This is a genomic window from Halalkalibacterium halodurans, from assembly GCF_005671335.1.
GTDB lineage: Bacteria > Bacillota > Bacilli > Bacillales > Bacillaceae_D > Halalkalibacterium > Halalkalibacterium halodurans.
The window spans coordinates 768,967-792,021 of record NZ_CP040441.1 but is presented as its reverse complement, the minus strand read 5'-3'; the positions used below and the strand labels follow the sequence as shown (position 1 = coordinate 792,021).

The window sequence follows — 23,055 nt, the reverse complement described above, 5'->3', positions numbered from 1 at the left end:
AGTGGAGATAAAGTTGGAGTGCTCCCCATTAAGTGGAGCACTCTTCCTCTTTTATTGACGCAGCTGATCAAATGCATCTAACAATTCAGCAATCTTCTCATCTTCGCGGTATTTTTCGTGCAATGGTTGGACAGCTTGATAGAAAGGCTCTTGGTCTGGATAATGGAACTCTACTCCCATGGCCTCCGCTTCTTCGATCGCTTCTTCAACGGCCTCCGCCCAAATATCCTTCTGGTATTCTGTTGATTCTTTTGCCGCATCTCGTACGAACTGACGCTGCTCATCTGTAAATTCGTTCCAAACTGCACTACTAATAACGGCAATGTCTGGAATCCGTGCGTGCTCATCAAAAGAAAACGCTTTTGCCACCTCTCCATGCTTTCCAGTCGTTAAGGCAGTAGGGTTACTTTCTGCACCATCCACCACTCCCGACTGTAACGCCGTGTAAATTTCACCATATGGCATCGGTGTAGGGGCCCCGCCTAAAGCTTCCATCATTTCAATTTGCGTTTGACTATCCATCACGCGAATTCGCAAGCCTTTTAAATCATCTGGGTGCATGATTGGCTGATCAACCGTGTAAAAACTGCGCGCTCCAGAGTCATACCATGTTAATCCAACGAACCCATCAGCTTCTGTCTCATCAAACAATTGAGCAACAGCCTCTGACTCCATCGATTGAAAGAAATGCTCTTCATCAGCAAACACATACGGAAGGCTGAATACAGCGTATTGGGAAGAGAAGTTCTCAAGGGCAGCAGCGCTTACTTTTGTAATATCGACTCCACCCGCTTGGACTTGCTCTAACACTTCCCGTTCATCGCCTAATACACCATTCGGAAAAATCTCCATCGTAATTTGACCTTCTGAGCGCTCCTCCACAAGCTCAGCAAACCTTGCTAACCCTAAGTGGACAGGATGATCTTCGCTTAAATTGTGAGCCAATGTTAAATTGTGCTCTTTCGCTTCACCATTCCCGCTCTCTCCCGGCGTGTCCGTCGAGGATTCATTACTTCCACAAGCAGCTACAACCACTAGGAAACTACTAATCATTAAAGCAACGATAAAATGTTTCAAACTGTCTCCCCCTTTATTTCTCCTAAATTTATATGAGCTGCTAAAGCAGTTCTCATCGAATTGTAAACCTTTTCAATACATTAGATAACTTTGTTTGTTAACTTAACAAACTTGTGCTATCATTATAACAACAGTTAAAAAATTTTTGCAACCCCTTTCATTTCTTTTTTGCCAAACAGTATGATTAAATATGATGGGGATCAATATTCACAGAACAAATTGAGGGGATACGTATGGATACAAGAGGAGCGACGTTCATAAAAAAAATGAACAGGCGAGCCATTCTTGAAAAAATTATCGAAAAACAAGAAATCTCGCGTTCGGATTTATCAAAAATCACAAATTTAAATAAAGTGACCGTTTCGTCTCAGGTTGCCTCGTTATTAGAGGAACATTTAATTATTGAAAAACAATACGCCGAATCTAGCGGGGGCCGTAAGCCCATCCTCCTCACATTGAACGAGAATGCCGCTTTCACATTAGGCATTGATCTTGATATCAAAACGTTAACGTTTATGTTATGCAACCTAAAAGGGGCAGTGATCAAAAAAGAGCAGTGGAAACTAGCCAATGTCGATTTCGATGATGTCGTAAATGAAATGATCTCTTTGATCCAGTCGTTTTTAAAGGACATTCCTGCTTCTAAATATGGAGTTGTAGGGATTGGTATTGGCATTCACGGAATCGTAGACAATGACGAAACGATCGCGTTTACTCCTGGACACCATTGGTCCAACGTAAACGTAAAGCAACCGATTGAACAGGCGGTAAACATTCCTGTCGTCGTGGAAAACAGCACAAACCTTTGTGCATTGGCTGAAAATGTCGTAAGCGATCACGAAGCGGACAACCTTCTCTGCATTAGCTCTTTTTCGGGAGTAGGGATGGGACTCATTGTCCATAACGAAATTTATAAAGGGTTTCACGGATATGCGGGGGAAGTTGGCCATATGATCATTGTGCCTGAAGGGAAGCCATGTCGTTGTGGAAACAAAGGATGCTGGGAGCTCTATGCTTCGGAGAAAGCCCTTTATCAGGAGATCTCGGAATCAACGAAGCGCGAACACGTGGATCGTGACGTCGTGCTAGCGTTAATTGAGGCTGGTGATGAAGAAACGTTGAAGAAGCTTGACCAATTTATTTATTATTTTTCACTTGGGTTGAATAACATCATCAATTCCTACAACCCTGAGACCATTGTCATTAGCAGTGGATTAATGCCTCATTTGCCTAACATCGAGCACAAGATTCAATCACACCTTCATTCAAAAATTAGCCATTATAAAACGCTTAAAATATCAAATCTCGGAAAAGAAGCTTGCGCGTTGGGTGCTTGTTTTATTGGCATCAAACAATTCCTTGAGATCAACACCTTAAAATTAAGTGCTACAAAAACCTAATAAAACCAAATAGAAGGGTCGAGTCCTTAGCGGAACCGGCCTTTCTATGGCTTTTGTTACAACGAGCGGTGGATCTTGTCAAAATCTCTTTTTAATAATGAATACATGTACAAATCATCGAATTTACCGCAAGTATATTCATAACTTCTTAACAACCCTTCTGAGATGAAGCCTTGTTTTTCTACTAGCCTTTGCGAGGGAATGTTCGGTGGCTCAATTAATGCTTGGATTCGTTGTAATTCCAAATGCTCAAACCCATATTGGATGACGGCACGGATCGCCTCGCTAGCGATTCCTTGTCCCCAATAAAGCTTGCTTAATTCAAAGCCAATCTCTGCTCTGTGATGCTTGGGTACCCATTGATGAAAGCCACAGCTTCCTATCACTTCATCTTGCCCTTTTAACGTGATCCCCCAGCGAATTCCTGTTTGTTCATGCAAGATGGATTCATACCATGAAATCTCCTCTAACGCATCCTCGAGTGTCTGAAAGGGCTCTAATCCGAAGTATTTCATCACTTCTTTATCGGAAAGATAACTTAATATACTGCTTGCATCGTTGGTTGTTATTTTTCGCAAAATCAATCGCTTCGTTTCAAGTATTGGAAACCGCTCAACATGTCCTGTCATCGCATGACCCCTTTTCTTCTTTATAATGGTAAATTATACTACAAATCTCCCTGTTAGTGTGGAGTAACTGTGCTCGTTCGTATTCGTTAGGGTGAGCCAATGACGAATCCACCTAATTAAAGGAAGAGCACAATCTACTCACTGGTAGGGGGAGAATAATAGAGATTATCTCAATTCTGAAGGGAGAGTATATAAAAGGAGTGACTCATTCGCTTGAACGCGAAGAAGCCTGTATCTTAAAGTGACTCCACGTCAAGGTAGTAGGTCACATCGATCAGGAAAGGAAGGGAGAAGTTACTCTCTCTTCCTTCTCTCCACCTTTTATCGTTATCGTGAATCCTATCAGCTGAAAAATTTGTTCATTCTTACAAACTTTCTTCATTTTATATTGACTAATGGAAAAACATTATATATTTTACATTAAATACATTCTGGAAAGAGGTCGATAAAATGGTAGAAATGAAAAAAATAGTTTCTTACTTATTTATTTCATGTTAGGCACCGCGCCTAATGCTGCAAGCGCTAACTCTTATTCCTTTAAGAGTACAACTGGTTGGGCTTCTATAAATGCCGATGGAGTTAATGGAACAACAGGTGGTTCAGGTGGCACGGAAGTGACAGTGACAAATGCAGCAGATTTAGAAAGATATGCAACGGCAAATACATTATTAAAGTCTCAGGTTCCATCAATCTCTCTCCAAAAGGGAGATACATTGACGTCAGCTCCAATAAAACAATCGTAGGCCTTAACGCAAGCTCTGAAATTATAAATGGTGGGCTTAAAATAAGAGGCAGTAATGTCATCGTTAAAAACCTGACGATTCGAGGCACGTATGTCGAGGGTGACTGGGATGGCAAAACGAACGATTATGATGGCATTCAGATCACGGGAAAAGACGCTCATCATATATGGATTGATCATGTCACGATGAGAAAGCATGGCGACGGATTGATAGATATCGTAAACGGCGCTAATTATGTGACCATTTCAAACAGTAGATTTGAGCAGCATAATAAATCGATAACAATCAGTGGCAATGATAATGATACGAATACGGATAAATATAAAGTCACGATTCATGATTGCTGGTTTAGAGGAACAACTCAACGAAATCCAAGAGTCAGATTCGGAATGGTTCACCTCTATAACAACTACTATAGTGATATGGGGAAATACGGAAGAGATATGGGCTATTCATCCTCTTTAGGATATGCGATTGGTGTTGGCGTTTCAGCTAAAATATACTCTGAGAATAACTATTTCGAAAACCTCAGACATCCTACTAGTTTTATCGATACTACAAGCAAACCAGGATATATTAGAGATAGCGGTAGTTATTTTGTCAATAGTGGGTCTATGACAACGAGAGCATCCGGAGTCACTTGGAAGCCGTCTGACTACTATTCATATACTTTAAGGAACGCTTCTCAAGTAAGAAGCCATGTCATAAATAATGCTGGAGCAGGTAAGTAAGTACAAGTCCTAGAGTACAATAACGTTCATTGAAGGCGAGTGCTACCCTCTAAAACAAAGGAGGAGGAAAATTCATCCTCTTCCTTTACTATTTCTAACGACCTGAACGAATCCTTTAGTTTGGCCGTTTCACTGAAAAATGCATGATCGAGATCCTTACTCCTTGCCTATGTACGAAAACGATAAGAGTTACATAGCTATGCTCGTCCTTTTTAAGCGCCCAAAAACACTGTTTCAAGCTCAGTCTCTATCACTTTGTGATCGAACTGATGAAGGCGATAGGCCTTGGCACGCGGCCTTGAGCTAACAATTTTATGTATATCCTCTCCAATATAATGAATCGCCACGCCATCATCTGCTGCAATTCCGCCTTGGATTTCATTAGAGGTCACAAGTCTATGGTAGGAAGGCCTTCTTTCCGTTTCTCCATCATAATGAGGGCAATGACTCCCTTTTAAAAAGCCTAAACATTTTATCGGTTCAAGTCCATCGCCATATGAATCAGTTACACCCTCCTCAAACCAACAAATAGAGCCTGCACTAATACCAGCTAACAATATGCCTTCTTTCCACGCTTTCCTCAAGATTGAATCAAGCCCCCACTCTTTCCATAAAATGAGCAGGTTTTTCGTATTCCCACCGCCAACATAAAGAATCTCTTTATCTAAAAGATAGCTTTCCAAGTCTCTCGTAGGTGGTCGGAACAATGACAAATGGGAAGGCTGACAGTCTTGTTTACCGAAAAAATCATAGAATTTAGTGATGTAATGCTCTGAATCACCACTTGCTGTCGGGATGAAACAAATTTTGGGGTTCGCTTTTGCACATTGATCCAGGATGTATGTATCCAACAGTGGATTCTCGGGTTCCATGGAAAATCCTCCACCCCCGAGCGCAATGATCTGTTTCAATTGGTCCATTCCTTTCGTACAATTTTTTATGGTTTTGACACTATTTCTATGGCTTTTGTGGCCGTTCCTTCTTGCAATTAATAAAAAGTGTTGCTATTGGCCTTTCTTAAAATGAGACAAAAAGAGCCTTTCAATCGTTCTCGAAAGGCCCATTCCTCTTTATTCTACTATTCTTCTTTTTGATTTTCGTAAAAGTACAAATCCTATCAACAGTAACAGCGCGCCAATCGCAAGCGAATTGTACAAATTTGTAGCAGTCTTCGGCAATGTTCCATCCTTGTTATTTTGCTCGTTACTTTCCTCAGCTTGAGGTTCGCTTCCTGTCCCGTTTTTCGACGTCCCTCTGTTTGTAGTACCCTCAGTTGTAGAGTTTCCATTGGTTTTTCCTCCACTTATCGGGGTCCCGCTCTTTGTTTTCTCAAAGACAGCTGAATCAAACACTGTGTATGTGCTAAAGTGATTTGTCCTCGCTACAATAAAACCCTCTTGATAGTTACCGCCAATTTTCTCCCATTCATTAAGGGATTCGTTCCAGTAATAAATCTTTAAGTTATTGACGTTTTTCTCTTGATCTACTCGAAAACCCATTTCGATTTCCTCATCAAAGTGACGAACCTGTTGTCCATTTTGAATGATTTTGAATTGATATACCGTGCTTTTCGCCTGTCCTGCATACGGAATTCCTTTGCCTACTACACGTTCAAATTCGATGACAACATCGCCTGCTTTAAAGACCCCGTGCGGAATGACAAGTTCAAGATCATGTTTTGCAATGACAAGGGTTATCCCTCGATCCTTGAGTTCCTTTACTTGATCAGCCGTTAAAGCTAAACGAGTCAAGTCATCTAGGGATGAATCGAAGAACACAACCAATGTTCCTTTATCAAGTACGGAAGCGATATCCGCATTTGAGATGATCGCTACTCCCCCTAGATTGACCGGTTTGACTTCCACATGTGTTGCTTGCTTTCCTTCATTCCCTTCAGACGGTGGTGCTGACTCTTCATGTTCTTTTTCATCGGATGGCTGCTCTTGCGGATCTTCTGCTGGACTCTCTTCGTTCTCTTCTTCATCTGGCGGGGTGGAGCCTTGATCCTCTGACCCTTCATTTTCTTTTCCATCAGACGGCTGTTCTTGCGGATCTTCTACTGGACTCTCTTCGTTCTCTTCTTCATCTGGCGGGGTGGAGCCTTGATCCTCTGACCCTTCATTTTCTTTTCCATCAGATGGCTGTTCTTGCGGATCTTCTGCTGGACTCTCTTCGTTCTCTTCTTCATCTGGCGGCGTTGAAGAAACATATTGAGCGAGTCCATAGCCATACAAGCGATCGCGCCCTTCAGAACCTAAGTCGAGTGACTGTTCAACTAACAGTGCTCGGATTTGTTGGCTCGAAAGCTCAGGATGTTTTCCCATCAGAATGGCAGCTAGACTTGTCACATGAGGTGTAGCTTGAGACGTACCACTCATAAACACATATTTGTTCCCAGGAGCTAACCCTCCGATCAGATCACCAGGTGCTGCTAATTCATTCTCTACCCCTGTCGCCGAGGTATTCGTCCGCTTCATCTCCTTGTCCACCGAAGCAACAGCAATGACTTCATCATACTTCGCAGGGTATTCAATCGTTTCCCCAGAACCGTCGGCTTTCCCACCATTTCCGCTTGCCGCCACCACTAAAATTCCTTGAGCAACCGCTTGTTGAATCGCTGTATGGACGGCTGGTACTTCATTCGTGTAACCTAAACTCATATTGATAATATCCATGCCCTCTTGAATGGCCCAATCAATTCCTGCTATAAGGTGAGACGTATTGCCTCCCTTTTCTTGGCTAAACACTTTGACGCCATACAATTGAACATCTGGGGCAATCCCTTGGTGAAGCGTCCCTTCACGGGCCCCAATAATCCCTGCTACATGAGTACCATGTCCATGATGATCGTGCGTGTAAGGCTCGCCTTCAAAGACAGAATGACCGCCAGCATATGTAATATCTTGATGTTCATCAAAGCCTGTGTCGAATACAGCCACCTTTACACCTTTCCCTGTATAACCGTCATCCCAAGCATCAAACGCTTTGACCATATCATTGTTCCAGTCATGCTCCCCGAGCTCGCGGGTATCAGACATTAATTGAAGCGGTTGATCCAGTGAAACCGATACAACATTCGGATCTTCCTTTAGTCGCTCCACCTCACTGACGGGAACTGTCATCGTTTTGATCGGTAATGTTTTCATTGTGTGTTCGTTTTCATAGACCGAGCGACGAGAGTCAGGCGATTCCCGCACTACATCCTTGTAGGTGACAATGATATCTACCTTTTCTTCCTCTGTATCTGCGAACGTTCCAACAGGAACAAGCAAGTTCACTAACAGAACAAAGCTCATGATCGCTGACCATCGTTTAAGACGTTTGTTCAATAGAAACTCCTCCTTTTATAGAAACCACTGTCATTGACAGTGGGTGTTACACAATGTATTAGTCACGTTCATTATATCGGTCGAATTTTGTCGTATTTTAAATTATAAGAAAATTTTTAATTAATTTCTTAAAGAGAATAATAGAATGAGAGATTATGGACATAAAAAAGGAGCGACGCGTTCAGTCGCCCCACCTTAAATCTAATCTTTTATTGAATGTCTTGGAGATATTCCACGAGACGATCCCACGTTTCTATGAAACCTTGCTCCATTCCCATGTCTAGAACCTTTTGAAGCTCTTCTACAGTAGGATACTCCACCTGATTGACGATTTTCGTCTTGCCTCCAAGATCAATGAAAGTCAAGATGATTTCAGCAGCTGGCATCTCCTCCGATAGGTTGCCTTCGGAATCAGAAAAGTAATCGACGTATACGATTTTTTCTCCTTCTACTATCTCACGGTAAAGTGCCTTACCCCACGATTCATATCCGTAAAAATCCCCCTGATTTTCATCAACGCATTTCATGCAAAAATGCCACGAACCACCAGGTCGAATCCCATCCGCGCGGCCCCCACCAATTTTTCAAATGTTCCGCTTCCGTAAACATCTTGAACACCAACTCACGAGGGGCATCAAAAACACGCTCCGCAATCAATTGATTCCCTTCTGCCTTAAAAATCATAGAATTTGCCATCATCATTTCCTCCCCGAAATTGAAAATTCACGTGTCCTTTTGCTTTTTGGTTTGTAGCTCCTGTAAGTACCGATCCAAAGAATTAAAACGCTCGTTCCAGATGGTGTTATACGTTTCAAGCCACTCATGCAATGCTTGAAATGGTTCCTGCCGAAGGGTATAAATTCTACGGTTGGCTTCTACTTTGACTTCAACGAGACCAGCTTCCAATAAGACACGCAGATGTTTTGAAGCTTGTGGTTGGCGAAGACCTACTCGGTTAGCAATTTCTCCTACCGGTAACGGGCCGTCCCGCAGTAACTCCACGATTCTTAAGCGATTTTGCTCAGCAAGCGCACTGAATGTCTTCGTATCCATTCGTTCGATCCTTTCTGTATCTTTGAGAATGTCACCTCACTCTCGACTTCCTTTTCTTTTGTACAATAAATATACCATTATAGGAATATTCGAACAAGGGAATATTATATTTTTCTTTTAACAAAAAAGAGCCTCCTCATTGTATGGAGACTCTTAACCATTGTCTAAATCCATCTTCTAACATTCGCTTTATAAGCAAGTGCTTTCTGTTTTGTGTAACGACGATTCTTCCCTCGTTTTCAAGCCACACATTTACACTTTGAAAAGTATGCGGATAAAATGGATCGAGCCTCTTTACTGATTTTTTTGACTCCTCACAGGGAAAACGTTTAAATTGTTTAGGTATCATTTATGCAACACTAGTGCGCCTGTCACTGTTTTTATAAGATATCTATCCAAATTTTCACTGCTGTTGCAGCAATCAATAAAGCTAATATCCCTTTCAAAACCTCTGTATTCATCTTCTTCCCTACCATTGCCCCTAGTGGAGATGCTATTAAACTCGCGACGATCATAATTATGGCTGGAAAATAATCAATTTGTCCGGTTGTAACCTTTCCGGCGGTTGCTCCAATGGACGAGATGAAGGTAATCGCTAATGAAGAAGCAATTGTCATTCGCGTTGGTATTTTTAATACAACAAGCATGATTGGGACCAATAAGAACGCACCAGCAGCACCTACAATTCCTGCTCCAACCCCTGCGATTAATGCAAAGCTAGCCGCTAACCATTTATTAAACTTCACTTGATCAAGTGGAACATCATCAAATCCCTTTTTAGGAATAAACATCATGACTGCGGCAATTAATGCTAAGATTCCGTATATAAGATTAATTCCGCCCTCTGACATCAGTTTTGATCCATAACCACCAACAAAGCTGCCAATTAGAATAGCTGATCCCATATAAACAATTAACGTTTGATTTAAGTATCCACCTTTGCGATAGGCCCATACCCCACCTATTGTGGCAAAAAACACTTGAATCGCACTTATACCCGTAACTTCATGCGCACTAAAAGTGGCTAAACCAAACAATGGTGGAATATATAGAAGCATGGGATATTTAATAATAGATCCGCCAATTCCTAACATTCCTGAAATAAATGATCCTATAAAACCAATTGAAAAAATGATGAAAATAAAGGTAAAATCCATTAAGATGACCTCCTTCCAAAGAAAGGTGGGAACCAAATTGGCTCCCATAGCAATTAGCCTTTTTTAATCCAAAATTTTAATACACCATCTTCTTCCGTATCTGATACTAACTCATGACCGCCAGACTTAGCCCATGCTGCTAGGTCTTTTTTTGCTCCTTTATCAGTCGCATGAATTTCTAAGATTTGACCTGACTCAAGTTCAGTCATTGCTTTTTTTGTACGAACGATTGGCATTGGGCATGCTAATCCTTTTGCGTCTAATACTTTATCCGCATTCATTTATAAAACCTCCAGTTTTATCGTTTGTTATCTTACTGCACAACGGTTAGGTCCAATTTCCATTTCACGTTGTTTTTCTTCATCTGGCATGATTTTCCCCATATTGGTTTCACGAATTTCTTGATACGCGTTTGGTTGTGGCGGTAAGTTTTCTGTCACCATTGATCTAAACTCATTTTCATCTTCAATATTTAGTCCATGATTTTGAGCAAATAGTGTTCCTAGTTTTTCTGCAACACTTCCATCGTCATTTAACTCTTCGATGATCATAAAGTGAGCCGGTAGAACAACTAACTCTTCTGATAGTTCTCTATAACGCTTATAAAGTGACTCACGTAAATCTCCTACCCAATCCTCAGCAAGGCCTGCTAAGTCAGGTCTTCCAATTGAATCAATGAAGAGAATATCCCCGGATAATAGGTACTTTTCATCGATAACAAATGAAGTCGATCCGATTGTATGACCAGGTGAGTATAGAGCATGAATGTTGATCGTTGAGTTCCCGATCACTACGTCATCCCCACCTTCAAGTGCCGCATATTCAAACACTACTTCACCTGCATCCTTTGGAGGTAACCAGTACGTTGCACCAGTTGCTTCGGCAATTTTTCTTCCACCTGAGATGTGGTCGGCATGCAAGTGTGTGTCAAATACGTGTGTAATGTGCGCTCCGATTTCTTTTGCGAAATTCACAAACACATCCGCCATACGTGTTGCATCGATAATCGCAGCTTCCCCATTTGAAACAACCATATAGGATAAACACCCTTTACCTAGACGAACAAATTGATACAACTCACCACCGTCTTTCAAGTCCCCTACTTTTACTGGTTCAAGATATTCACTCCAAGCTTTCATACCTCCCTCTAAATAAGCTACGTCTAACCCTTCATCAGAAAGCATCTCAGCTACCATCATGGAAGAACCTTCTTTCGCACAAACGACTAAGACTTCTTTATCTGCTGGAATTTTATCGATGATTTCTTCTACACCATCTAATAGTTCAAAATAAGGAATATTGAAGTAATCAAAGTTTTCTCCTTCAATTTTCCAATCAGCGAAATCCCCTGCATTACGAACATCTAGAATAAATAGCTCTTTCTTTTCGATTACTTTTCTTGCTATTTCTTTTGAATTCATCGCTTTTACTGACATTTCACAATACCCCCATTAGTATGTTTTAGTTTAAAAAAATTTAATTAAAACAATAATGTGTTACATCTGCATCGTTTGCGAATTCTAAGAATGTAACGGCTCCACCCACTTTCAAAGCTAAAAATATTGCTACCTCTTGGTCTGTTGCAGCTGCAACTGTTGCTACATTGAATACTTTGTAGTCATCAAATAATCCACCACCACTTGAAATGATCGCTATTTTATACTCAAATTTCCAACCTGCTATTATCTCAATGCTGGCACAGTGCTATTTGGGTCATAACCGGCAACACAATGGCCGTTTACTTCCGTTTGTGGAGGCCCTAATTGACCTGTTTTTTCTACAAGTTGCTACGTGTCCACATTCACTTCACGGTAGGAAATGTTTTGATCTGCGAATACGTTTTTTTACATCATATGAACAACCATTAGAAGTATAAACAGTAAGCTGACTCATGATAGACTCTTCCTATTTATTTAGATGATCTGTTCGGTAACTCCATTCACTCATGCCAGGTACAACATTAATCACTTTTTTAAATCCTGCTTCTGTTAACTTTTGCGCGGCTAAATCACTACGGCTTCCAGTTCGACACACAACATAAATATCTGCATCCTCACTTAGTTCATTTAAGCGATTCTCAAGTTCACCAAGTGGAATCGATTTAGCACCAGGAATATGACTGAACGCATATTCTGCTGATTCACGAACATCTAAAACCACGATATCTTCATTGTTAGCCAACTTGGTTTGTAGCTCTTCATTGTTTACTACATGAGGGTGCTTCTGCTTTTCTTTTTCTTCTCCATTAGCCTTACGCAGATAATGTTTTAACACTTCACCATCTTCAACGGTTCCTAAATATTGATGTCCAGTGCTTTGTGCCCACGCTTTAATATCAGCAGTTGATCCTTTATCTGTTGCTTGAATTTCTAATACTTTTCCTGGTTCGAGCTCATTCATCGCTTTTTTTGTACGAACGATTGGCATCGGACATGCTAATCCTTTTGCATCTACTAGTTGATCATATTTAATCGTTTCCATTAATAGTCCTCCTTAGAAACAATACCCTTATAGGTATAATTAAGTTCAAAAAAATTTACTGAACGTTACCTTCCCAGTTCATCATGCCTCCTACCATATTGATAGCATGAAACCCGTGACTGGACAGAAACTCGGTGATTCTTCCACTTCGAGCACCAGAGCGACAAACGATAATATATTCTTTCGTTTTGTCTAGTTCATGCAACGAAAACCCTAGTAATCCAAGTGGGATATTTACACTTCCTGGTATATGCTTCGCATTCCACTGGAAAATAACAACAACTTCTTTCTTTTTTGATAACTGGTTTCCTTTTTGAAAATGTTCATCGAATCGAATGTTTTGTAATGTGTTGACTTTATGTCTAGAGAACTCGCCGGATGTTCTTGCACCAATATATTGAATATCCTGTCTCATTAAATGCTTTTTTAGGTCACTTGTTGAAATTTGTCTTACACCTTTAACAGATATGAATGATGAAATATAGCTTTTAAAATAGCTACCTTCATTTTTTCCCTCCTTTTGGTCAAACTTATTAAATAAATAAGTTCACATTTCCTTCTTCAGCGTCAGCTAGATATGCACCTACTCCTGCGTACTCTAAACCATCTATCAATTCTTCTTTTTGTAGTCCTAATAAATCCATTGTCATCGTACATGCCACTAACTTTACACCTTGTTCTTGTGCCACTCGTAGTAAATCAGATAATGGCATAGTATTGTGTTTTTTCATAACATGCTTGATCATTTTTGGTCCCATTCCTGCGTAGTTCATATTAGAAAGACCCAAGTTATCAGCTCCTCGAGGCATCATTTTTGCAAACATTTTTTCTAAGAATCCTTTTTTCACTGGTACATGTTGATCTTTTCTAAAAGCGTTTAGTCCCCAAAATGTTGAGAAGATGGTTACTTCATGATCATAAGCCGCAGCACCGTTCGCGATAATAAAAGCTGCCATTGCTTTATCATAATCACCACTAAACAAGATGATCGTTGTTTTCTTTTTGTCTGTCATGTTGTCCTCTCCTTTATCATTTTCTTCTTTTACATATACATGTATGGGTATTAAAACATTCAAAAAAATAGATTGCTTAGCCTTTTTCAATTCAGAACATTAATACACTCTCTTCTTCATTATCTGAAAGTAACTTATGCCCACCAGATTTAGTCCAAGCCGATAAGTTATTTTTGCTTTCTTTCTGTCGCATGAATCTCTAAAGCCTGATCTGATTCCATCTCACTTAATGCTTTCTTCCCTTTTATAATTGATATTGGACAATCTAGACCTTTCCCATCAAGAAATTTTATCTGTTTTTTATTTTAGTAGCCTCCTTTTTATATCTATACACATACCTATACCCATACAGGTATTTTAATAGATTAAAAATTTTTGTCAAGAGCATTTTAATTCGTTGATCAAAGTCCATTAAACCTATAGGGGTGTTGTAATTGATATCACTCACCCCTGTGAATCAATTTATTTATATACTATCTGCTTTTCACTAATAAATTCACGGCTTCTTGAATAAGCGCTTCCGTGTCTTCACCTTTTACAATTTGCTCACGAACACACCGCTCTAAGTTAGAGCTTACGACTAAACCAATCGCACGATCCAATGCATTTCTTGCCGCTGACATTTGAACGACAAGCTCCTTACAGTCCTTCCCTTCTTCCATCATTCTAAGAATAGCTCTAACTTGTCCTTCTACACGTTTTACTCTGTTTTTCATTTTGTCATTGTACTCCATAGAATTCCCTCCTTGTTTGGTTCTAAAGTTGAACCTAGTCCTTATATCAAGCACGATAGTATGATCTTGATCATTTATTTTCCAGTTTCAACACAAATTAAAACCAATTTCATATAAGAAACCGATAAAATAACTATAAATACAATTATAATAGTCGTCATATAAGCCACTTAGAAGTTATTTTATAACCTCACCTTTCCATGAAAGCATTCCGCCTTTTACATTGACTAAATTTTGATAACCAAGATCTTTTAATGCATTTGCAGCTTGAAGACTTCTGTTACCACTGCGGCAGATGAGGACTATTGTATGATCTTTAGGAATAAGGTCGGTATTATTGTCCAGTGTACTCAAAGGAATATTTATCATACCATCTATATGCCCCTCTTTAAATTCAAGAGGCTCACGAACATCAACAAAGAAATAATCTTCATTTTGCTTATTCATTAATTTGGCTAATTGTTCCGTGCTAATTTCATCTATGGCTGCATTAAGCGCTAGTTTATATCCCAAAAATCCAATTAGTATGGCTATAGGGATTATGATATGCCAACACTTCTTTATCAATTATCTGCCCCCCTCGTTGTTTATATCCATATTATATACCCTGGTAGGTATAAAAGCAACTCTAAATTTCATACTAAGATTTACTGCGTCTTTCGTATTCATCATATTTTTCAACTATAAATCGTAAGAATAAAAAACGTAAACAATGATGCTAACCTAGGAATATTACAATTCGAATAGCCCAAGGGGAGTGTATGTTATATGCCTGTTGTAAGACAATCACATGTCGTTTACACCGTTCAGCCAGGCGATACGTTATCTGCAATCGCTGCACGTTTTGGCAGTACAGTCCTAGAAATTCAACGGGCGAACCTACAGGATCCTCGTTTCATCGATCCAAATGTCATTTTTCCAGGCTGGACACTTGTTATTCCTGTCCCTACCGTACGCCCCTTTGACACCACCTATCTTCCGGTCCCTGGAGATACACTTTTTCGGATTAGTCAGCGATTTTCAGCACATTTCGACCTTATCGCCGGAGTTAATAGACTCCAGGATCCGAACCTTATTTTTGTTGGGCAGCTTCTCTGGGTTCCAGCCTTTGTGTACGAAATTGAAGTAGGGGATACTCTATTTGGGATTTCTAGACGCTTTCAAATTCCGATAACAAAAATTTTAGCAGCAAACGAAGGTCGTCCTGGATTTTCACTTGATTTCATTTTTGTCGGTTTTCGTTTACTCCTTCCACTTCCGTCATCAAGAAATATCGTAGTCACTCATCCGTTTCCAGGGGATATTATGCCAAGCAGAGAGCTTGTGGAAGGCTTCGCTCGTGTATTTGAGGCCAATGTATTGATGCAGATTCGGGATGATAACGGGGTGATCGTCTCAGCAGAACGCTTTACGACAGCACTTGAAGGTCCACCTGCATACGGTTATTTTTCTGGAACCGTTCTCATTGATCGACCACCTACCTCACCTAGCGGACAATTATGGGTATATTCTCGCAGTCCAGTCGACGGCAGTATTATAGATCTTGTACAAGTAAGAGTTTACTTTATGTAATGCATCGGGACGTTTCTTTTTCTCCCTTTCCTTCTCAGAACTAGAGAACCGTCCCCATGCTTTCGCTTCCATATTCTCGCTTTCGGTAGATGAACAAGATAATATGTTCTAATCCACATATAAATGCATAACATTTTCTTTTTTCTTATACCTTCCCTTTAATACTCCTATCCCATCAATTATAATAGAATCTTTTCTTTCAATAGGTTCATTATTTAATATAATGAATCAATTTCATAATTGCTTAATTTATAAATTTTGAGACGGGCAGAATTTATAAAATTTCATTTTTAAAAATTTAAGCAGCTTGTTGTTGCTGATGGCTAGTACGAATACGATCAACAGCGAGTTTAGAAGCATTGTAAACTAAGGTGACGAGATCAAAGTGAACTTTGGCTCGTTTCCCTGAGCGATGTCGAACATTGTTCAGTTGAAAAAGCTCTTTTAAATAAGCATTAACTCGTTCAACTGCGGTGCGTTGTTTAAAGATGGATTTCCAAACATTTGAACCTCTCGCAGGTGCTGTGTATTTGCGAAGGTCGGTCGTGATTTTGACTTTATATACCTTTTGACAGAGTCCATCATTGGCTAAAGGACAGTCGTGACACTCTTTCGGTCGTGTATATTTTAACGTTTCGTACTTGGGGTCAAAGCTATCGTACCGATAAGAATGTTCCCTGACACAGGTCGGCGCGAAATGCTCGTCAAAACCAACTCTTTCTCTCTCATTACGCTTATTGTAGGCAATGACGGACTGTTGTCCCATACGATAGACCTGTTCATAAATGGGTTCAAAATCATAACCAGCATCCATCGTTTGATAACGAAGAGAGTTCAAAGGTAGTCGTTCATGGATTCCTTTTAATAGAGGAATCGCGGCTTTGCCATCGTTTAAGTTTCCCGATGAAAAAAGCGATTGGAGAATATATTGGCTCGAGGTTCCAACGGCTAAATGGCCCTTGTAGCCATACCAGAAGACGTTCTTTCCTTCGCTGTTCTTTTTTATACCCCATTTAGGATCTTGCGGGATCTCCCGACGTAATTGGGCTAATGAGACTTCTAATTGTGCTTCGATTTTCTTTTCGAATAACGGGAGATTCGCTTCTTTTTCTGCCTGTTCGATGAGCCATTGTTCACGTTCTTTCTTTGTTTTACGACCACGTTTTTGAGGTTCTTCTTTTGGTTTTTCTTCCTTTGGTGGAGCCTGATCACGCGCTTCAAAATGTGTGGCATCAATCGCTACCGTGTCATCGGTAATAAACCCTTCAGCGATCGCTTGGAGGATCACTTTTTCCTGAACTTCAGCTAAAATGTTAGAGTTCTCAAGCTTCGTTAAAAGTCGAGAATAGGATGCTTCAGATGGAACTGAATCGGATACAAGAAAACCACAATTTCTCTTAAAGGCTAGGTCTTCGTTCAAACGCTTAATTAGGTGCTTCATCGTTGGAATTCCTTCGACAAGACGGATCAATATAGAAATAACCATCGCTGGATAATTCAATGCTTCTGGTGCCCCAAGGTGAGATTTTTTCGTCACCTCGTGGACAATGGAAGACAGATCAATAGCGGAAAAAATCGCGTCATAACGTTGGGTAGGTTCCATCTCATATAATTCTTGCATGCTAAATAAACTCATTTGTCGTATAATGGTCATAGGAAGTACTCCTCCAGTCTTTTTGGGATGTTTTCGTCGACTACCATTATACTGGATTTGGGGAGGTACTTCCTTTTTTGTGCCTAGGAACCCTTGAAACAAAAGGTCTGAGATTTATGAAATTTACTCTAATATGTAATTTTTTTATATTGTGTAATCCGCTTTTACACAGGGCGATAGCAGGTTGTCGAACAAGGTAATCTTCGTTGTTAATTGATACTTTTATGAAATTCTTATGCAAAAGTCTTTCTTCAAATGAAACAATATTCATAGGATCAAATGATTTAACAATCATTTCGCCTTCAATAATTAAATGAATCCCCTTTTGTTGTTCAAAATTTTCAAATTCATTTTTTCTATTTTGTTTAGCAAAATTAATTACTTCCTTTGTTTCAGGAGTTATTTCTAACGCATTTATTTTTACCCTATCATCGAAAAGTTGTTTTAATAAATCATATAATGATTCTTCTTTGTTCCAAAAATTTCCCTTCCAACCTGGTGAAAATTCATCTAGTAATAAACACATTACCAAACCAGAACTATAGCAACTCCTACGTATATTAGTAGTAGAAAAATATTTGTCCAAAAGGGGCTGTCCATAAGTTTTTAAGACTGATTTGTACGAAATTGGACTTTTCTCCGAGAAAGCCTTTAGTTCTACATACAAAGCAGGTCCTTCAATTGTTTCAATAAAGTTCTCGTATAATAGATGTTCATTAATTATGGCAGCTCTTTTATCTCTCAGGGCCATGAAAATAGTAAGATGTTGTTTCTTTTTACTAACATTTTTTTCTAACATCGCACTAAAAAGGTGCTCTCTTTCCTGATTTCTTAACTCCACATTTTCTTTTAATAGCGGATATGTGATGCCCATCATTTCATCTGCAAACCGTTTTTCACCTTTAATACATTGAAAACCGTGAAAGAGTTCGTGTATAAGGATAGAATATAAACTTGCATAATCATCATACAATTCGAGATCAACTATTGCTGTTGGATAATCATCATAAAGTATAAGGGTACAACCATTAAACTGTTCATTCCACTTTAAAACTTGATAATTAATCGGTTTATTGTTTGTCATTCTAGGATGGTTGAAAAGATAAACATTTTTCTTATCGTATAATGCATAAGCAACTGATTCAAAACCTGACCAATATTTTTGTAAATCTCCATTCACTAAGTCTTTGACAATTTCATCAACATGTTTAGTCATCCTGTTCCACCCTCAATACAAAAATCTCATTTCATCCAAATACACTTAAAAGTAGCTTATCTAACTTATCCCTCTTCGTTCAAAATCTTTTGCAATCTTAGGACCTCCATAAAGTCCCCTCGATTCTACAAATGATGTATGAACGTGCCTGACTAACGTTTGTTTGTCTGCTCATTTTCGACACCTCGTATTATTCGTTAGTTTTATCGAAAACTGTGTCTACTTTTGAGTAACATCATTCATCGTACCAAGAGGTGCTACTTGTTTATATGCATGGTTTAAATGGGAGCAAAAGATTGATCAAGACCGTTTAGGCTCTTTGTTTATCCAGCTTTTATAAAAAAGTTTGATCATTGTCTAGGGTTTCTCCATACCTTGTGTTAACATATAATTCTTCATAGTCTACTCTTAAGCCTCTAACTTGTGAGTCGTATAAATCCAAAATCATCTTTTCACTTTCAATTGATTTATAGATACTCATCATCATTATCCCTCACTCGGTTTATCATCGGATTCAAATTTCTTATTACATTTAGTTGAATAAAGAATATATAGTGTAATATAAAATCTTTCTTCAATACTACACTACCATACTTTTTACATAAAAGTGGAAAAAACAATAATTTTGTTTAATTGTTTAACATTCTGAATAACAAAAGAGCCCCCTATTGTAGGAGACTCTTAATTCATTGTCACATTAATCATTGACAGCACCGGCTGACAAGTAGGTCAAGCTGTGGTCAATCACAAAGGCGTAGGAACCCTAATATTATCGGGATAACCACGCCACACACTCCACATGCGTCGTCCACGGGAACATGTCGACTGGCTGTACGTCCTTCGTCTCATACCCGCCATCCTCGAATACCCGCAGGTCGCGAGCGAGGGTAGCCGGGTTACAGGAGACGTAGACGACGCGGTCTGGCTTCATGTTCAAGATCGTCTTTAATAAAGCTTCGTCACAGCCTTTACGCGGCGGGTCGACGACGATGACGTCAGCGCGGACACCTTGGGCATACCACCAAGGCATGACTTTTTCTGCTTCACCGACAGCGAATTGAACGTTGTCGAAGCCGTTGAGAAGGGCGTTGCGCTTCGCATCGCTGATCGCCTCTGGGACGATTTCAACGCCATAAACATGCTTCGCTTGTTGTGCGAGAAATAAAGAGATGGTGCCGATGCCGCAATAGGCGTCAATGACGGTCTCACTTCCGGTCAGGTTGGCGAATTCGAGGGCTTGATCGTATAACACCTTCGTCTGCTCGGGATTCACTTGGTAAAAGGAGCGTGCGGAAATGGCGAATTTGATGTCACCAATCGTGTCGTAAATGTATTCCTCACCCCAAAGGACCTTTGTTTTATCACCAAAAATGACATTAGTTCGCTTCGGATTCACGTTTTGAACGATCGATTTGACGTGAGGGATCGCCGTGTGAATTCGTTCAATCAGTGTTTTTTTATGAGGTAGCTCCTCGCCGCGGGTAATGAGAACAACCATAATCTCCCCAGTGTTTTTTCCATAGCGGGCGACGACGTGACGTAAGGTGCCACGGTGCTTTTCCTCGTCATAGCCGCGAATCCCAAGTTCACGGGCGAGCTCCTTCACTTGACGAATCACCTTGTCGTTTTCCTCATGCTGGATCATGCATTCGTCCATATCGATGATTCGGTGGCTCCGTTCTTGATAAAAGCCTGCAATTAAGCCCCCTTCTCGCTCCCCAACCGGCACTTGTGCTTTGTTGCGGTAACGCCACGGTTCATTCATACCGATCGTCGGCCTCACCGTCACAGCGGTGATTTTCCCAATTCGCTCCAATACGTCTTGCACTTGCTTTTGCTTATAGCGAAGCTGGGCGTCATAGCTCATATGCTGGAGCTGGCAGCCGCCGCACTGATTGAATACGGGGCATGACGCCTCGACCCGATCTGGACTTGCTTCGATCATGTTTAACACGCGCCCGAAGCCATAGCCTTTTTTTACTTTCACAACCTTTGCCTTCAGGCGCTCGCCTGGTAAGGCCTTCGGGATAAACAAAGCGTAGCCGTCTACCTTTGCAACGCCTGCCCCGTCATGGGTCAAATCTTCTATCGTTACTTCGACTACATCATTTTTGTTAACTGGTGCTTGTTGCTTGCTCATGGTACCCGTCCTTTTCACGTTCACGTAGATTCGTCAATGATTGTACCATAACCGGTGGCAAATATCCTAAATTCCTTGACTTGACTCTGGCAAGGGGCTTGCTATAATGAGGGGGATTAACCGAATAGCCAAATGTTTTCTAGGGTTCCGCTTGCAAGGCAAGGCCTGGTCCGAGAGAAAACGCAAAAAAGATTGTCTTTTTTGTCCACGGAGGGAGAAAAGCCCGGGAGATATCGATACACGATATGTCTCGGGCTTTTTATATGGAAAGGAGAATGCTATATGAATAAACAATGGCTTATGGTTGTCATAGCAGCGGTGTTTGAAGTAGGATGGGTGATCGGGTTGAAGCACGCGGATCATCCGCTAGAATGGGGAGGAACCGCCCTCGCGATTGTCATTAGTTTTTCGCTAATGATTTTAGCAGCGAAACAGCTGCCCGTCGGTACTGTGTACGCGGTCTTTGTCGGTCTAGGTACGGCTGGCACCGTGTGTGCTGAAGCTGTTCTTTTTGCCGAACCGCTCTCTTCAATGAAGCTGCTACTTATTGTGCTTTTATTAGCGGGTGTAATCGGCTTAAAGCTAGCGAGCGGACAGTCTTCATCTCAACAAAAGGAGGTGGGGTAAATGGCTTGGGTGATTCTTATTGCCGCAGGGTTATGTGAAATGGTCGGCGTACTGATGATTAATCAGCTCCATCGAAGCCGTTCGTGGAAGGCCTATGCTGGGATGATCATCGGATTTGGACTTAGCTTTTGGTTGTTAGCCATGGCGATGCAATCTCTATCGATGGGAACAGCCTATGCCGTTTGGACCGGAATCGGTGCATCAGGCGGTGCACTCCTCGGTATGTTGTTTTACGATGAACCACGACAAACCCTACGGATTATATGCATCGCTCTCATTTTAGCAGCAACAATCGGACTGAAATTCATCGGTTAAGTAAGCCACCCTCCATCGACAACGGAAAAGAGGGTGGCTCCTTTTTTAATCTAAAGCGGCGTCCACGTTAAGAAGGCCATGACCGTAATAAAACGGATTTCCGAGTGGTGTGGCCGTTGTATTCAATCGCTTGCGAATTTGTTCGTTTGTTAGCTCAGGGTTGTTGCTTTTAATGAGGGCAGCTGCTCCTGTCACATGAGGTGAAGCCATTGACGTTCCACTTAATCGCTCGTATCGATTAAAGAGGAAGGTGCTATGAATCTCAACACCAGGGGCCATGATTTCAAGCTGCTCCCCGTAGCTTGAAAAGCTTGCTCGCTCGTTATTGCCATCGACCGCTCCAACGGCGACAACCGAATCATAGCGAGCCGGGTAATCAATCGTATGTTGTTCGTCCGCTTCCCCTGAATTACCAGCGGCGGCGATGATTAAAATCCCATGATCATGGGCGCGCTCGACCGCTCGTTGTAACGCTTCTGAGTCGGTGTTCGTGCCGAGACTCATATTAATGATGTCCATATCGTTTGAGATCGCCCAGTCAATCCCGTTCGTAATCGAGGCAATCGAGCCTGCACCAAGACCATTCAGCACTTTGACGGCATAGAGCTCCACATTCGGTGCGATTCCAGTCGAAGCTTCATCATTTTCTTGGGCAGCGATGGTGCCCGCAACATGGGTTCCGTGCCCATTTAAGTCACGGTAAAAAGGTTCAACTGATACGAAGCTCACACCGTCAATAACATGTAAATCATCATGGCTTGCAATTCCCGTATCAAGGACCGCGACCTTAACCCCGTCTCCCCGCTTCATACGCTCTTCCAATTTCGGAATATCCGTCTCTTGGATGTTATTCATCACAAGCGGATCAAGGTATACTTTTTCATTCTTTTCAATAAATTCAACCGATGGGTCATTTTCTAGCAACTCGGCCACTTCTGTGGAAAGCTCTGACACGATGACAGGGAGGTTTTCGTATTCGTGCTGCACTTCTACCGCTGAGGTCGTGACATTGTTACTGAAGGCTTGAACGGCCGCTTCATTTTTAAAGCCGACCAAATATTCCTCTGTATCTTCTGTATCTTCACGATTGTCTGCAAAAGCTGTCCCAGTCGCCAGAACGATCATCAATATGGTCATGATCAACACGTGTACACGCCGCTTCATTCTACCTTCCTCCCTCTACT

General features: G+C 40.9%; 22 protein-coding genes, 2 pseudogenes and 1 riboswitch. Of the genes and pseudogenes, 5 read left to right on the top strand and 19 right to left on the bottom strand.

The genetic code is table 11. The features are described 5' to 3' along the window. Positions 1–51: 51 nt before the first annotated feature. Entirely contained in the window at positions 52–1,077 is a 1,026-nt protein-coding gene (locus FED51_RS03890; protein WP_053432459.1) for a TRAP transporter substrate-binding protein, read from the bottom strand. 233 nt (positions 1,078–1,310) lie between these two features. On the opposite strand from FED51_RS03890, the gene FED51_RS03885 reads away from it, so the two are divergent. Then, the gene (locus FED51_RS03885; RefSeq protein ID WP_053432458.1) at positions 1,311–2,477 is read left to right on the top strand and encodes an ROK family transcriptional regulator; all 1,167 of its coding nucleotides are present in this window, start codon (positions 1,311–1,313) and stop codon (positions 2,475–2,477) included. 56 nt (positions 2,478–2,533) lie between these two features. Here FED51_RS03885 and FED51_RS03880 read toward each other — a convergent pair whose 3' ends face one another. After that, the gene (locus tag FED51_RS03880) at positions 2,534–3,106 is read right to left on the bottom strand and encodes a GNAT family N-acetyltransferase (protein ID WP_053432457.1); all 573 of its coding nucleotides are present in this window, start codon (positions 3,104–3,106) and stop codon (positions 2,534–2,536) included. 646 nt (positions 3,107–3,752) lie between these two features. Here FED51_RS03880 and FED51_RS03875 point away from each other — a divergent pair. Next, complete coding sequence (locus FED51_RS03875) at positions 3,753–4,580, top strand: pectate lyase family protein (RefSeq protein WP_138090306.1); 828 nt, start codon at positions 3,753–3,755, stop codon at positions 4,578–4,580. A gap of 212 nt (positions 4,581–4,792) precedes the next feature. Here the strand turns inward: FED51_RS03875 and FED51_RS03870 are convergent, their stop codons facing one another. The 13 genes and pseudogenes from FED51_RS03870 to FED51_RS03805 form a co-directional block, all read right to left on the bottom strand. Continuing rightward, positions 4,793–5,491: a Type 1 glutamine amidotransferase-like domain-containing protein gene (locus tag FED51_RS03870; RefSeq protein ID WP_053432455.1), complete on the bottom strand. Its 699-nt coding sequence runs from the start codon at positions 5,489–5,491 to the stop codon at positions 4,793–4,795. A gap of 159 nt (positions 5,492–5,650) precedes the next feature. Continuing rightward, on the bottom strand, positions 5,651–7,909 hold the full coding sequence (locus FED51_RS03865; protein ID WP_138090304.1) for a S8 family serine peptidase: 2,259 nt from the start codon (positions 7,907–7,909) through the stop codon (positions 5,651–5,653). A gap of 209 nt (positions 7,910–8,118) precedes the next feature. After that, positions 8,119–8,608: pseudogene (locus FED51_RS03860) on the bottom strand (SRPBCC domain-containing protein). 24 nt (positions 8,609–8,632) lie between these two features. Then, entirely contained in the window at positions 8,633–8,962 is a 330-nt protein-coding gene (locus tag FED51_RS03855; RefSeq protein ID WP_010896867.1) for an ArsR/SmtB family transcription factor, read from the bottom strand. Positions 8,963–9,342: 380 nt separating this feature from the next. Next, the gene (locus tag FED51_RS03850) at positions 9,343–10,119 is read right to left on the bottom strand and encodes a sulfite exporter TauE/SafE family protein (RefSeq protein ID WP_053432451.1); all 777 of its coding nucleotides are present in this window, start codon (positions 10,117–10,119) and stop codon (positions 9,343–9,345) included. A gap of 53 nt (positions 10,120–10,172) precedes the next feature. Beyond that, a complete protein-coding gene (locus tag FED51_RS03845) occupies positions 10,173–10,400 on the bottom strand; it encodes a sulfurtransferase TusA family protein (protein WP_053432450.1) in 228 nt (75 codons plus the stop codon). 27 nt (positions 10,401–10,427) lie between these two features. Continuing rightward, positions 10,428–11,555, bottom strand: a complete 1,128-nt coding sequence (locus FED51_RS03840) for an MBL fold metallo-hydrolase (RefSeq protein ID WP_053432449.1) — start codon at positions 11,553–11,555, stop codon at positions 10,428–10,430. Positions 11,556–12,024: 469 nt separating this feature from the next. After that, positions 12,025–12,600 carry a sulfurtransferase TusA family protein gene (locus FED51_RS03830; RefSeq protein WP_053432448.1) on the bottom strand — a complete coding sequence of 192 codons (576 nt, stop codon included), beginning with the start codon at positions 12,598–12,600 and terminating at the stop codon, positions 12,025–12,027. 55 nt (positions 12,601–12,655) lie between these two features. Beyond that, entirely contained in the window at positions 12,656–13,015 is a 360-nt protein-coding gene (locus FED51_RS03825) for a rhodanese-like domain-containing protein (protein ID WP_083445674.1), read from the bottom strand. Positions 13,016–13,133: 118 nt separating this feature from the next. Beyond that, on the bottom strand, positions 13,134–13,613 hold the full coding sequence (locus tag FED51_RS03820; RefSeq protein WP_053432447.1) for a DsrE/DsrF/DrsH-like family protein: 480 nt from the start codon (positions 13,611–13,613) through the stop codon (positions 13,134–13,136). A gap of 91 nt (positions 13,614–13,704) precedes the next feature. Then, positions 13,705–13,906, bottom strand: a pseudogene (locus FED51_RS03815) (sulfurtransferase TusA family protein). Positions 13,907–14,086: 180 nt separating this feature from the next. Beyond that, positions 14,087–14,347, bottom strand: a complete 261-nt coding sequence (locus tag FED51_RS03810) for a metal-sensitive transcriptional regulator (protein WP_053432446.1) — start codon at positions 14,345–14,347, stop codon at positions 14,087–14,089. A 177-nt stretch (positions 14,348–14,524) separates the two neighbouring features. After that, positions 14,525–14,914, bottom strand: coding sequence for a rhodanese-like domain-containing protein (locus FED51_RS03805; RefSeq protein WP_233443877.1), 390 nt, complete (start codon positions 14,912–14,914; stop codon positions 14,525–14,527). A 201-nt stretch (positions 14,915–15,115) separates the two neighbouring features. Between FED51_RS03805 and FED51_RS03800 the strand changes: the two genes are divergently transcribed. Further along, complete coding sequence (locus FED51_RS03800; RefSeq protein ID WP_138090302.1) at positions 15,116–15,919, top strand: LysM peptidoglycan-binding domain-containing protein; 804 nt, start codon at positions 15,116–15,118, stop codon at positions 15,917–15,919. Between the two features lie 298 nt (positions 15,920–16,217). On the opposite strand, the gene FED51_RS03795 is transcribed toward FED51_RS03800, so the two are convergent. The 3 genes from FED51_RS03795 to rlmD form a co-directional block, all read right to left on the bottom strand. Continuing rightward, the gene (locus FED51_RS03795) at positions 16,218–17,573 is read right to left on the bottom strand and encodes an IS1182-like element IS656 family transposase (protein ID WP_010896456.1); all 1,356 of its coding nucleotides are present in this window, start codon (positions 17,571–17,573) and stop codon (positions 16,218–16,220) included. A gap of 46 nt (positions 17,574–17,619) precedes the next feature. After that, positions 17,620–18,789, bottom strand: coding sequence for a hypothetical protein (locus FED51_RS03790; RefSeq protein WP_138090300.1), 1,170 nt, complete (start codon positions 18,787–18,789; stop codon positions 17,620–17,622). Positions 18,790–19,558: 769 nt separating this feature from the next. Then, positions 19,559–20,929 (bottom strand): 23S rRNA (uracil(1939)-C(5))-methyltransferase RlmD, encoded by a 1,371-nt coding sequence (rlmD, locus tag FED51_RS03785; protein WP_138090298.1) that lies wholly within the window; start codon positions 20,927–20,929, stop codon positions 19,559–19,561. A gap of 128 nt (positions 20,930–21,057) precedes the next feature. Then, a riboswitch (guanidine-I (ykkC/yxkD leader) is annotated at positions 21,058–21,161 on the top strand. Positions 21,162–21,211: 50 nt separating this feature from the next. Here rlmD and FED51_RS03780 point away from each other — a divergent pair. Beyond that, positions 21,212–21,556: a DMT family transporter gene (locus tag FED51_RS03780; protein ID WP_053432440.1), complete on the top strand. Its 345-nt coding sequence runs from the start codon at positions 21,212–21,214 to the stop codon at positions 21,554–21,556. Then, positions 21,557–21,871 (top strand): DMT family transporter, encoded by a 315-nt coding sequence (locus FED51_RS03775; RefSeq protein WP_010896860.1) that lies wholly within the window; start codon positions 21,557–21,559, stop codon positions 21,869–21,871. It abuts the gene before it with no gap. A 45-nt stretch (positions 21,872–21,916) separates the two neighbouring features. On the opposite strand, the gene FED51_RS03770 is transcribed toward FED51_RS03775, so the two are convergent. After that, complete coding sequence (locus FED51_RS03770) at positions 21,917–23,035, bottom strand: S8 family peptidase (protein ID WP_053432439.1); 1,119 nt, start codon at positions 23,033–23,035, stop codon at positions 21,917–21,919. Positions 23,036–23,055 lie beyond the last annotated feature (20 nt).